Source organism: Microbacterium sp. 05T445 (assembly GCF_056395865.1).
Genome location: NZ_JBFTKJ010000002.1, coordinates 696,324 through 708,701 on the forward strand (window position 1 = coordinate 696,324; position 12,378 = coordinate 708,701).

The 12,378-nt window shown below is 73.4% G+C and carries 11 protein-coding genes; 5 read left to right on the forward strand and 6 right to left on the reverse strand.

Translation table 11 applies throughout. The features are described from left to right. Window positions 1-64: 64 nt before the first annotated feature. The 5 genes from AC1DDU_RS12720 to AC1DDU_RS12740 are packed head-to-tail and all read right to left on the reverse strand — an operon-like array spanning window position 65 to window position 5,759. Window positions 65-1,366 carry a DUF58 domain-containing protein gene (locus AC1DDU_RS12720; protein WP_477434642.1) on the reverse strand — a complete coding sequence of 434 codons (1,302 nt, stop codon included), beginning with the start codon at window positions 1,364-1,366 and terminating at the stop codon, window positions 65-67. A gap of 34 nt (window positions 1,367-1,400) precedes the next feature. Next, window positions 1,401-2,414, reverse strand: a complete 1,014-nt coding sequence (locus tag AC1DDU_RS12725) for an AAA family ATPase (RefSeq protein ID WP_477434644.1) — start codon at window positions 2,412-2,414, stop codon at window positions 1,401-1,403. After that, the gene (locus tag AC1DDU_RS12730) at window positions 2,411-3,610 is read right to left on the reverse strand and encodes a DUF4350 domain-containing protein (protein WP_477434646.1); all 1,200 of its coding nucleotides are present in this window, start codon (window positions 3,608-3,610) and stop codon (window positions 2,411-2,413) included. Before AC1DDU_RS12730 ends, AC1DDU_RS12725 begins: the two co-directional genes overlap by 4 nt. Beyond that, window positions 3,607-4,293 (reverse strand): DUF4129 domain-containing protein, encoded by a 687-nt coding sequence (locus AC1DDU_RS12735; RefSeq protein WP_477434648.1) that lies wholly within the window; start codon window positions 4,291-4,293, stop codon window positions 3,607-3,609. Before AC1DDU_RS12735 ends, AC1DDU_RS12730 begins: the two co-directional genes overlap by 4 nt. Next, on the reverse strand, window positions 4,284-5,759 hold the full coding sequence (locus AC1DDU_RS12740; RefSeq protein ID WP_477434650.1) for a DUF7847 domain-containing protein: 1,476 nt from the start codon (window positions 5,757-5,759) through the stop codon (window positions 4,284-4,286). The genes AC1DDU_RS12735 and AC1DDU_RS12740 overlap by 10 nt, the downstream gene beginning before the upstream one ends. A 227-nt stretch (window positions 5,760-5,986) precedes the next feature. Between AC1DDU_RS12740 and mtrA the strand changes: the two genes are divergently transcribed. The 5 genes from mtrA (at window position 5,987) to hpf (ending at window position 11,634) form a co-directional block, all read left to right on the forward strand. Beyond that, on the forward strand, window positions 5,987-6,667 hold the full coding sequence (gene mtrA, locus AC1DDU_RS12745) for an MtrAB system response regulator MtrA (RefSeq protein ID WP_477434651.1): 681 nt from the start codon (window positions 5,987-5,989) through the stop codon (window positions 6,665-6,667). 7 nt (window positions 6,668-6,674) lie between these two features. Continuing rightward, entirely contained in the window at window positions 6,675-8,408 is a 1,734-nt protein-coding gene (mtrB, locus tag AC1DDU_RS12750) for an MtrAB system histidine kinase MtrB (protein WP_477434653.1), read from the forward strand. After that, window positions 8,405-10,096, forward strand: a complete 1,692-nt coding sequence (locus AC1DDU_RS12755; RefSeq protein WP_477434655.1) for an LpqB family beta-propeller domain-containing protein — start codon at window positions 8,405-8,407, stop codon at window positions 10,094-10,096. Before mtrB ends, AC1DDU_RS12755 begins: the two co-directional genes overlap by 4 nt. A gap of 93 nt (window positions 10,097-10,189) precedes the next feature. Next, window positions 10,190-10,852 carry a ComF family protein gene (locus AC1DDU_RS12760; RefSeq protein ID WP_477434657.1) on the forward strand — a complete coding sequence of 221 codons (663 nt, stop codon included), beginning with the start codon at window positions 10,190-10,192 and terminating at the stop codon, window positions 10,850-10,852. Window positions 10,853-10,974: 122 nt separating this feature from the next. Beyond that, a complete protein-coding gene (gene hpf / locus AC1DDU_RS12765) occupies window positions 10,975-11,634 on the forward strand; it encodes a ribosome hibernation-promoting factor, HPF/YfiA family (protein WP_477434659.1) in 660 nt (219 codons plus the stop codon). Window positions 11,635-11,677: 43 nt separating this feature from the next. Here hpf and AC1DDU_RS12770 read toward each other — a convergent pair whose 3' ends face one another. After that, the gene (locus AC1DDU_RS12770) at window positions 11,678-12,370 is read right to left on the reverse strand and encodes a GntR family transcriptional regulator (RefSeq protein ID WP_477434660.1); all 693 of its coding nucleotides are present in this window, start codon (window positions 12,368-12,370) and stop codon (window positions 11,678-11,680) included. Window positions 12,371-12,378: the final 8 nt, after the last annotated feature.

Genomic DNA, 12,378 nt, shown 5'->3' on the forward strand with positions numbered 1-12,378 from the left:
GGACGGATGCCGCGGCCTGCGGCATCCGTCCCCTTCCGCGCTCAGCGGGGCATGGCGCCGGTGCTCACAGGCGGCCGGCGGCCTTCAGCGCGAGGTAGCGGTCCGCGATGCGCGGCGGCAGGTCTTCGGGGCTTGCGGCGATCGCCTCGCCGCCGGCGCGGCCGATCGCGGCGGCGACGATGGCCGCGTCGTGCGCGCTGCGCTCGATCGCCGCGGCGCGGTAGACGTCTGCTGCGTCGGGACGGTCGGGCAGCGGCTCGGTCTCGTCGGTGACGGTCCCGACCAGCACGTGCGCGGAACGGGCGAGCGCGGGGAGCGACCCGAGGAAGCCGCGCGCCGCTTCGGCGGCATCCTGCGCGGTCAGCAGCACCACGAGCGACGGGCGCGAGGTGAGGGCGCGAACCTGGGCGAAGGCCGCATCCCAGTCGGTGTCGATGAGCTGCGGTTCGACGGGTGCCATGGCGTCCACCAGCGCGGGCAGCAGCGCCGGGCCGTCGACGCGGGTGACACGGGCGCGGATCGTCCGGTCGAACATCAGGAGGTGGACGTGGTCGCCCGCCCGGGTCGCGAGTGCCGCGAGCAGCAGCGCCGCCTCCATCGCGGCATCCATCCGCACCCCGTCGCCGACGCGCGCCGCCGCGGTGCGGCCGGTGTCGATCACGATCACCACGTGGCGGTCGCGCTCGGGCCGCCACGTGCGGAGCATCGTCGTGGACGCGCGGGCGGTCGCGCGCCAGTCGATCGAGCGCACGTCGTCGCCGCGCACGTACTCGCGCAGGCTGTCGAACTCGGTACCCTGCCCGCGCACCTGCACGCTGGTGTTGCCGTCCAGCTCGCGCAGGCGCGCCAGGCGCGACGGCAGGTGCCGGCGCGCGGTGAACGGCGGCAGGACGCGGATCGCGCCGGGCTCGTCGATCCGCGCCTGGCGGCCGGCCAGACGCAGCGGGCCGTCGGAGCGCACCGCGACGAACCGCGACCGCAGCTCGCCGCGGCGGCGGGGGAGGAGCGGGATGCCGACAGCCCGCGCCTCGCCGGCAGGCACCGAGACCGCGGGGTGGTCGGCGGGCGCCCCCGCCGTGGGCTGCCACGCGTCGCGGACCCGGCCGCGGAGCGTCCGGTCGCCGGCGTTGCGCAGGAGGAGCTCGGTGCGCACGGGCTGTCCGAGGAGCACGCGGCGCGGCATCCGCCGCAGCACCGTCACCCGGCGCGGATCGGGTGCCGCGGCCGCGTCGCCGAGCGCCACGAGCAGGCACAGCAGCACCCACCCCGCGGCGGCGAGCCACGCGTCCACGCCGGCCGTCGACAGCAGCACGACGGGCAGCGCTCCGAGTGCGACGAGCAGCGGCAGGCGACCGGTGACGTACATCTTCTCTTCGAACCTCGTTCCCGGATCCGGCGCGTCAGATCGGGACGCGCGTCTGCTGCAGGACCGAGCCGAGCACGGCGTCGACCGAGACGCCCTCCAGCTCCGCGTCGGGGCGCAGCCGGATGCGGTGCCGCCACGTCGGGACGAGCATCGTCTGGACGTGGTCGGGGGTGATCGCCGGGTAGCCGCCGAGCCACGCCCACGCCTTGGCCGCCGCCAGCAGCGCGGTCGCGGCGCGGGGGCTCACGCCCAGCTGCACCGAGGGGCTGCGCCGGGTGGCCTGTGCGAGGTCCACCACGTAGCCGAGCACGTCGTCCGAGACGGTGACGGATGCCGCCGCCCGCTGCGCCGCCCGGATCTCGTCGGCGCTGGCCGCACGACGCAGGCCGGCTCCGGCGAGGTCGCGCGGGTCGAAGCCTCCGGCGTGGCGGCGCAGCACCGCCAGCTCTGCCTCCCGCGCCGGCACCTCGACGATCAGCTTGAGCAGGAACCGGTCCAGCTGCGCCTCGGGGAGGGTGTAGGTGCCCTCGTGCTCGATGGGGTTCTGCGTGGCCGCCACGAGGAACGGATCGGGCAGGGCGCGCGTCACGCCGTCGGTGGACACCTGGCGCTCCTCCATCGCCTCCAGCAGGGCCGCCTGCGTCTTCGGCGGCGTGCGGTTGATCTCGTCGGCGAGCACGACGTTGGTGAACACGGGGCCCTCGCGGAACTCGAACTCGCCGTTCTTCGCGTCGTAGACGAGCGATCCCGACACATCGCCGGGCATGAGGTCGGGCGTGAACTGGATGCGCTTGGTGTCCAGGCCGAGCGCCGTCGAGAACGCGCGCACGAGCAGCGTCTTGGCGACACCGGGGACACCCTCCAGCAGCACGTGGCCGCGTGCCAGCAGCGCGATGAGCAGGCCCGTCACGGTGCCGTCCTGGCCGACGACGGCCTTGCCGACCTCGATGCGCACACGGTTCATCGCCTCGCGCAGCGCGGTGTCGTCCAGCGGCTGCGCAGCGGCGGCCTCGGCGGTCGGGGCCGGGGCTTCGGGCGTATCCGTCATCGTGGGTTCCTTTCCGGGCGGACGGCCGCACGCACGGCGTCCTCGAGGTCTCTCAGGCGGGTGCTCAGCGCGACGAGGTCGGCATCGCTGCGGGGGATGTCGTCGATCAGGATGCCGCGCACCGCCGCACGGTCGGCGCCCAGGCGGCCTGCGGCCGCGTCGGCGATCTCGGGGGCGGCGGCGGTGGGGCCCAGTCCGAGCAGGGCTGCGAGGCGCTGCAGTGCGCCGATCCGGAGCCGGTCGGCGGCGTGGAGCGGGTCGCCGGCGCGGGCGTACAGCCGTGCGCGGCCCTCCGTCGTCTCCGAGGCGCGCACGGTGACGGGCAGCCGTTCGGCCACGAGCGTGCCGAACCGGCGGCCACGCCAGATCCCCGCGGCGGCGCCGGCCACGAGCAGCAGCACGATGACGGGGCTCACCCACGGCGGCGTGAGCTCTCCCAGCGTCGGGTCGGCGTCGGTGAGGTCGGTGTCGCCGATGCCCGGCACGTACCAGACGACGAGCGGATGCCGCCCCATCAGGTTGACCGCGAGCGCGGCGTTGCCCGACTCGGCGAGATGCTCGTTGGTGAACAGCGCCCGCCCGTCGACGGCGCTCACGCCATCGCCGTCTGCGCCACTGGTCAGCAGCGCGAAGCCGTCGCCGGACCGGTAGCACGCCGCCACGTCCGCCCCGGCCGAGTACACCGATCCGGGGGTGATCTCGCCCGCACGGCGCGCCGCGTCGAGGTCGCAGTCCGCGGCGACCGCCGAGTCCGCCGCGACGCCCGCGGGCGCCGAACCCGGCAGCAGCAGGTCGAGGGTGCGGGCGCGGGGCTCGACCAGCACGACGTCGGTGGCGGCATCCGTCAGCGCCGTCAGGGCGTCGTCCGACAGCGCGGGGGCGTCGGGGAGCACGAGGGTGGCAGGGGCCGACGCCAGGGCCTCCGCCGCCGCCGTGCGATCGCGCACCACCTCGACGGCGACGCCGTGGTCGCGCAGGATCTCGGCGAGGGCGCGCGTGCCGGAGGGGCCGGCGGAGTCCGGGTCCAGCGCCTCGCGCGCGGCCCACTGGTTCGCCGCCGAGATCGCGCCGCCGATCCCGCCGACCACGAGGAGCGCCAGCCCGATCGCGATCCACGTCGCGACGCGGCGACCGCGCCGTGGCGCCGTCGATGCCGCGTCTTCGCGCGGAGGAGACGGGGTCGTCGTAACGCTCATGCCGGCACCCCTTCGCGGACGAGCGGCCGCGCGCCGGCGACCTGATCGTCAACCGACGCGACGAGCTGGTAGAGCTCGGCGGTGCCGGGGCGGCGGAGGTAGCGGACGTCGTCGAACGCGGTCGCCGCGGAGTCCAGCGCCGTCGCCTGTGCCGGGAACGCGCGTGCAGCCGCACGCGCGAAGCCGTGGACCGTGGCGCCGGGCGGCGGGTCGACGACGCCGCGCTCCAGGCAGCCGCGGGCGAGGGCGCGGAAGCGCAGCACGATCGCCGCCTCCCAGTCCGCCGCCCGCGCGCGCTCCTCGGCGGCGGCGCGCAGTTCGGCGGCCGATCGATGCTCCGCCTCGCCGAACAGCAGCGTCGCCCGGGGCGCGGCTCGCCGTGACATCCGCGGCACGCCCCACACCAGGAAGGCGGCCACGATAACGACCCCCACGACGATCGCCGCGATGACCGCGAACGCGGACCCCCAGCCGCCGGAGAGGTCGGGGTTGAGCAGCGAAGCGATGAAGTCGCCGATGGCGCGCGCGATGCGGTCGAACGGCGTCGGCTCGGCGATGTCGTACGCGGGATCCGACAGCTCCTTCTCCGCCCAGCGGCGTGCTTCGTCGCCGTCCGGCGTCAACGGGGGGACGGCATCGGCCGCGCGCGCGAGCGCGCCGAGCACCACGGAGGTCAACGCCACGGCGCCTCGGGGTCGCCGCCGGCGTCGGCGGCGCCCGGAGCCGTCCACGCCGTGGGCGCCGGGTCGTCGGCCGCCGGTGCAGGCGCAGCCGCCGGCTGCGCCGACGGATGCGGCGCCGCGGGCACCTGCGGCGCTGCGGGCGGCGTCGCGTACCCGTGCTGCCCGGGGTCGGCGCCCGGGACAGGCGGGGCCGGCGGGGCGCCATAGGCAGCCGCGGCCGGCGGGGCGCTGTAGGCGGGCTGGGCGCCGTAGACCGGCTGGGCGCCGTACGTCGCGGGCTGGGCGGGCGGTGCGCCGTACATCGGCGGCGCGCCATACATCGGCTGCGCGCCGTACGTGGGAGGAGCGCCGTAGACGGGCGGCGCCGGGTAGCCCGCGGGCGGGCCGGCGTGCCCCGGGAACGCACCCGGCATGCCACGCGGAGCGATTGCGCGGCCGACGTGCTCGCGGTAGGGATCGGCGAGGGCGGGGACTCCGGCATCCCTCCGCTCCACGTAGGCGAGCAGGTCGAGATCGAGGCCTTCGCGGCGCATGCGGCAGTCGATGTAGATGAGCGAGGTCGCGGTGGCCTGCACGACGACGGCGACGGACTGCAGCAGCAGCGTCAGCACCTGGGTGAGGAGCGTCGCCGCGAGGAGGCCGATGATCGCGGTCGGCTCGGGCGCGCCGGTCGGCGCGATGATCGTCGTGAGCCCCATCGAGAGGAAGCTCATCGGCAGACTCACCACCTGCGCGACCGCCGCGAAGATGATGCTGATGATGATGATGACGCCGAACGCGGGCCAGAAGCGTCCGCGCGTGAGCGTCCACGAGCGTGACAGCGCCTGCAGGATCGTGGTGTGCTCGACGATGATCGCGGCCGGAGCGAGCAGCAGCTTGATCATCAGCCACCAGTAGAGCGGGATCGCGGCCAGGATGACCAGGACCGTCAGCACGATCGCCGCGGGCGGCGCCACGATGGCGATGCCCACGATCGTCAGCACGGCCACCGCGACCAGTGCGACGCCGGCCAGCACCACCAGCAGCGAGTAGCCGATGAGGCGCCACACGATGGGCTTGATCTGCCGCCACAGCGCGCCCAGCGTCAGCTTCTCGGCCACCGCGGCATGCGTGACCTCGACCACGACGATGCCCTGCACGATCACGCTCAGCGCGCCCGCCGCGAGGGACAGCACGATGCCGGCGACGGCGGTCAGCCCGATGGAGCCGGCCATGACCGTGTCGTACTCGTCGGTGCCCGGCTGCAGCGTGTCCAGCCGTGAGAAGGACGCCCACCCCACGGCGAGCACCCCCGCCAGCACCAGGATGTATGCGAGCGTCTGCACCACCAGGGCGAAGCCCAGCAGCACGCGCGGGTTCTGCCGCAGCGCGGAGAACGACCGGCCCAGGATCGTGCCGAAGGTCAGCGGGTGCAGCGGGATGATCCCGGGGCGTGACGCAGGCGTCCATGCCGGGTACGCGGTCACGGTGATCCCCTCTCCGTCGGCGCCGCGTCGTCGGTGCGCGGCGCGGGTCGGCCGTGCCCCTATCGTTCCACATCGACCGGATGCCGAAGCCGCCCTCCACAGGCTCTCGGCGCACGCTCGGGCGAGGCTCGGGCCGTCTGCAGGCGGCGTCGACTACGCTGTGGTGAGCGCATGGGGACGGCGCGTGTCGTCGCCTGTGCCGGGGAGAGAAGGAACGAACGCGCGCGATGACTTCACGCATCCTGGTGGTCGACGATGACACCGCCCTTGCCGAGATGATCGGGATCGTGCTGCGCACGGAAGGATTCGACACGGTCTTCTGCGCAGACGGCGCCCAGGCCGTCGACGCGTGGCGCACCGAACGACCCGACCTGATCCTGCTCGACCTCATGCTGCCCGGCATGGACGGCATCGAGATCTGCACGCGGATCCGGGCCGAGTCCGGCATCCCGATCATCATGCTGACGGCGCGCACCGACACCGCCGATGTCGTGAAGGGCCTCGAGTCCGGCGCCGACGACTACATCGTGAAGCCCTTCAACCCGAAGGAGCTCGTCGCGCGCATCCGCACGCGACTGCGCCCGGCCGCCCAGTCGACCGGCGACACGCTGCGCATCGGCGACCTCACGGTCGACGTCGCCGCGCACGAGGTGCGCCGCGGCGACGGTCCCATCGCGCTCACACCGCTGGAGTTCGAACTGCTCGTGGCGCTCGCCTCCAAGCCGCAGCAGGTCTTCTCCCGCGAGATGCTGCTCGAGCAGGTGTGGGGCTACCACTACAAGGCCGACACGCGCCTGGTGAACGTGCACGTGCAGCGACTGCGGGCCAAGGTCGAGAAGGATCCCGACAACCCCAGGATCGTCACGACCGTGCGCGGCGTCGGGTACCGCGCCGGCGCCGTCGTCTGAGGCCCGGATGACCGCCCCGACCACGGGCGTCTCTGTGACGCGGGCGCCGCTGACGGGGTGGCGCCTGTGGCGGGCATGGCCGGGAAACATCGCGGCGCTGTGGCGCCGGTCGCTGCGCTTCCGCACGATTCTCGTGACCATCGCCCTCACGGCGCTCGCCGTCGTCGTGGCGTGCCTGTGGATGGCGTTGGCGATCCAGAACGACCTGTTCACCTCGCGCAAGGACCAGGTGCTCGCCGACGCCGAGCAGGCCCGCGCCGCCGCCCAGCGCACGCTCGACGCGGCGACGCAGAGCGACGCCGTCCAGACGCAGAACGTCATGACGCTGGCCTTCACCTCGCTGCGTGACCAGTCCTCGGCCCAGATGATCGCCGCGTACCGCATCGGGCCGCCGGTTCCCAGCGCCCCGCAGGACCGCAGCACGGCGGAGGGCGTCATCGACGACCTCCTGACGGTGCCCATGCGCTCGCTGGTGCGCACCAACCCCGATCAGCAGATCTGGCAGCGGATCGCCCTTCCCCAGGGGGACGGGACGGTGCCCGGGATCATGGTCGGCCAGCAGCTGCACATCGATCGCGTCGCCTCGTACGAGCTCTACCTCGCCTACGACCTCGCGAACGCGCCGCAGACCCTGACCTTCGTGCAGGGGACGCTGTGGCTGGTCGGCATCGGGCTGGTGCTGCTCATCAGCGGCATCGCGTGGTTCGTGCTGAGATCGGTGACGACCCCGATCAGCGAGGCCGCCGATACCAGCGCCATGCTCGCGGCGGGGCAGCTCGACGTGCGTCTGGAGGTGCACGGCGAGGACGAGCTGGCCACGCTCGGCCGATCGTTCAACGCCATGGCCGACAGCCTCGAATCGCAGATCAAGGAGCTCGCCGAGCTCTCCCTCGTGCAGCAGCGCTTCGTGTCGGACGTGTCGCACGAGCTGCGCACGCCGCTGACCACCATCCGCCTGGCCGCCGACATGATCAACGACCAGCGCGACGAGTTCGACCCCGCCACCGCGCGCGCCGCCGAGCTGCTCAACGCCCAGGTGCAGCGGTTCGAGACGCTGCTGTCGGACCTCCTCGAGATCAGCCGCTACGACGCGGGATCGGTGCAGCTCGAACTCGAGCCGACCAGCCTCGCCCACCTCGCCGAGGACGTCATCGGGTCGATGCAGCAGCTCGCCGAGCAGCACGGCACCGACGTGCGGCTCGTCGCGCCCGGCGGCTACTCGCCGGTCGACATGGATCCTCGTCGCGTGCGGCGGGTCGTGCGCAACCTGCTGGGCAACGCCATCGAGCACGGGGAGGGGCGTCCCATCGTGGTGACCGTCGACAGCGACCAGCAGGCCGTCGCCATCGGGGTGCGCGACTACGGCATGGGGATGAAGCCCGAGGACGTCGAGCACGTGTTCGACCGCTTCTGGCGCGCCGACCCCTCGCGCAAGCGCACGATCGGCGGCACCGGCCTGGGCCTTTCGATCGCGATGGGCGACGCCAAGCTGCATGGCGGCGAGCTGGAGGTGTGGTCGGAGCCCGGCCGCGGCACCCACTTCGTGCTGACCCTCCCGCGACAGGGCGTGCTGCGTCCGGGCGAGTCGCCGATCCCGCTGGAACCGGGTGACGACGGCGCCGCTCCGCTCGACGATCTGGGGCTCACCGAGCCGATCGACCTTCCCGGCGCCCGCGACACGGCCCCGGCGCCCGGCTCCGATCGCAACGGACCGGCCACACCGCAGGGAGGGCGCGCATGACGCGGGCACGCGGCATCCTGGCGTCCGTCCTCGCCCTGTGCACACTCGTCGTCACGGGGTGCGCGGGCTTCGCGACCAGCGGGCCGCCGGAGTACGGACTCGAGAACGGCGGCACCGGCGACGGCTCGCAGAACGTCGCATTCATCCCGAACCGGCCGCAGCCCGGCGCCACGCCCGAGCAGATCGTCGAGGGCTTCATCGACGCCGGGTCGGGCCCGGGCATCAACGACGACTGGGCGGTCGCCAGGGAGTTCCTCGCACCGGCGCTCGCCAAGGACTGGATGCCGGAGACCGGCGTCAACGTCGACCAGCGCGCCGAGCGCAGCTACGTCGAGACCGATGAGGGCGTCGTCGAGTTCGCCTACGACACGGTCGCCACTGTCGACGACAAGGGCGCCTACGAGCCGGTCAGCATCGCGGAGGACGCGAAGCCCTTCACGCTGGCGAAGCAGTCCGACGGCGAATGGCGCATCACGGACGCGCCTGACGGCATCTGGCTCGACGAGGCGCAGTTCCCCACGGTGTTCCATCGGTACCCGCTGATGTACTTCGACCCCACCTGGCAGTATCTGGTGCCGGACGTGCGATGGTTCACCGTCACCAAGGCGCCCACGAACATCACCGCGGCGCTGGTGAACAAGCCCAAGAGCGAGTGGCTCGCCGACTCGGTCGCCAGCGCGTTCCCCGACGGCGTGAGTGCGGTGCCGTCGGTCCCCGTCGAGGACGGGGTCGCGCAGGTGGAGCTGTCGGACGGGGTGGTCGGCGCCAGCGGCGACGCACTGGATCGCATGCTGACGCAACTGCGGGAGAGCCTCCGTGCGGCCGGCGTGACGGATGTCGTCATGAGCGTGGGGTCCACGCCGATCGATGCGCAGCCCGTCGCCGTGCGCTCCACCCGCGTGCCCATCGCGCCGCTCGTGCTCACGGCGGACGGGTTCGGCTTCCTCACCGGCGAAGAGATCGACAAGATCCCGGGGCTCTCGGCCGCCGTGGAGGCCGCCGCTCCGGTGAGCGTGCAGGTCGGGCCAGAGCGCGACGTCGCCGCCGTGCGGCTCTCGTCGGGGGCCGTCGCACGGCTGAGCGCCGACGCGAGCGCCGCCGAGACGATCGACACGCGCGGGGGACTGGTCGATCCCACGATCGACGGGTTCGGCATCGTGTGGAGCGTGCCGCGCGATCAGCCGGCCGCGCTGCACGCGACGCTGCCGTCAGGCGACGTCGTGGACGTCGCCGACGCCTGGAGCGAGGCCACGGCGATCGCGGCGATGGCGCTCTCGCGCGACGGCACCCGCATCGCGGCGGTCGTGACCGCCGGCGGGCGCACCGTGCTGTGGGTGGCGGGAGTCGTCCGCGATCGCGACGGCGTGGTGCCGGTCCGCCTGGGCACGCCGATGCCGCTCGCGGTGGTCGGAGCGCCGGGAGTCGGCGTGACGTGGATCGACGACATGTCGATCGCGGTCCTGGGCGGCGGCGAGGGCGATTCGGTCATCGTCGAGCAGCCCGTGGGCGGCCCGACCGCGACCTCGTCGGCATCGGCGGGCATGGCATCGATCGCGGGCGGCACCGGCATCTCCAGCCTGCGGATGCGCGCGCCCGACGGCACCCTCTACGTCAAGCGCGGCACGGCGTGGCAGCCCACCGCGACGGGCGTGCTGGTGCTCGCGACGCAGCAGGGCTCGCCGCAGTAGCCGGCGGCTCCCCACCGCCGCGGTCGGGCGAGTTATCCACAGGGCCGACGTCCGCGCGCCGACGGACCCGCCCACGCGGCCACCCTGGACTCCGTGTTGACGGAGTTCGGGCACGTGGTGCGTGCAGCCTGTGCCGACGCGCTGGCGTTGGTGCTGCCGGTGTCGTGCGCGGGCTGCGACGAACCCGACGTCGTGCTGTGCGAGCGATGCGCCCTCGATCTCGCGCCCGCACCGTGCCTGCGGTTCGTCGACGCGCCGGGAGGTGAGATCGCGGTGTGGAGCGGGCTGCCGTTCGACGGCGTGGCCGCGCGCGTGCTGCGGGCGATCAAGCAGGACGGCAGGACCGCGCTCGCCCGTGCGCTGGCGCCCGCGCTGGCGGCGGCTCTCGCGTGCGCCGACGCCGCTGATGTCGTGCTGGTGCCGCTGCCGACCTCCCGCGCCGCGTACCGGCGGCGCGGCTTCCGGGTGCCCGACCTCCTGATCCGCCGCGCCGGCCTGCGACGTCGCACGCTCCTGCGGTACGCGCGGCGCACCGCGGATCAGCGCGGCCTCGATCGTGAGGAGAGGCGACGGAACGTGCACGCGAGCCTCGTGGCGAGGGATGCCGCGGGCCTGCGCGTGGTCGTGGTGGACGATGTCGTCACCACGGGTGCGAGCCTCGCCGAGGCGGTGCGCGCGTTGCGTGAAGGGGGTGCCGACGTCGTGGCGGCGGTGACCGTCGCCGCCACGCCGCGCCGCGCTGTCATGCCTCGGTGAACAGCCGCCTGCCGCATCTGAAACTCACAGGTGACAGAGTCCGAACGCCCGGCTAGCGTGGGGATGACAAGGCGACTGATGGTCCGCCCTTGGCCGGGTGGACCGGAACAAGGAGGTCAGGGATGGAAACCAGCATCGTCGGCGTGGGAGTGGGTATCACGGATCGCTTCCGCACTGTCGTCGAGGAGAAGGCCGCCCGCATCGAGAACCTCGCACCGCGCGCGCAACGCGTGGAAGTCAAGGTCACCCACCGCGCGTACCACAACGGACGCATGGAGGACGAGACCGTCGAGCTCACCGTCGACGGCAAGGGTCCTGTCATCCGGGCCGAGGCCACCGACGGCGACAAGTTCACCGCCCTCGATCTCGCGGTCGACAAGTTGTGCGAGCAGCTGCGCCGCGCGAAGGACAAGCGTGTCGACGCGCGCAATCACCCGCGTGGCGCGAAGTTCGAGAAGGGCAGCGGCGCGCTGGAGGGGATCGACCTGCAGCCCGCGTCGGTGGACGTGCTCCGCGCCGTCGCCACCGGCGAGATCCCCATCATCACGGGCAACGAGGAGGAAGAGGGGTACACCCCCGTCGTCATCCGCACGAAGGAGTTCCACCCCGAGTGGATGTCGGTGGAAGAGGCGGTCGACCGCATGGAGCTGGTCGGCCATGACTTCTTCCTGTTCATCGACGCCCGCACCGACCACCCCAGCGTCGTCTACCGGCGCAAGGGCTGGGACTACGGTGTCATCTCGCTGACGACGCTGGCGCAGCCGGTCGAGCTGGCTTCCTGACAGCATCCACGTCGGGCGCCGCCGTGGCGGCGCCCGACGTGCGTCACGGGGCGAGGAACGGCTGCAGGGCCGCGAGGGCCGGGCCGCGGCCGCGCTCGATGTGGGCGTACACGGTCGCGGCGGCCAGATCGCCGCTGCCGGCGAGGATCGCATCGAGCACGATCCGGTGCTCGCGCAGCTGGTCGGGCTCGCCGGTCTGACTGGTGAGCCGGAAGATCCACTCCATGCGGCCGAGCATCGGCTGGAGGCTCCGCCCCAGCAGAGAGTTGCCCGACAGGCGGACGACCTCTGCGTGGAAGCGCAGGTTCGCGCCGATGCCGTCGGCCTCCGCGCCGTCGGCGAAGCTCTTCTCGGACGCCGCCACGATCTCGATCAGCGCGTCTGCCGCTGCCGCGCCCGCCCCCACGCGGATCGCCGCCTGCCGTGCGGCGAACGGCTCGATGCACAGGCGTGCATCGAAGAGCTCCTCGACGTCGCCGGCGGTGACGGGGGAGACCACCGCACCGCGCCGTGGGGCCGTCCGCACGAATCCCTCCGACTCCAGACGATGCAGGGCCTGCCGCACGGGCACGCGGGACACGCCGTAGCGCTCCGACAGGTCGCGCTCCTTGAGCCAGGTGCCCGGACGCAGACGGTCGGCCACGATATCGCGCAGCAGGGCACGGTAGACGCCGTCGGGCAGATCCTCGGCGCCGTCGAGCGCGGTGTCCGCGGTCGTGGGATCGTGCGGGGGCATGGGTCCTC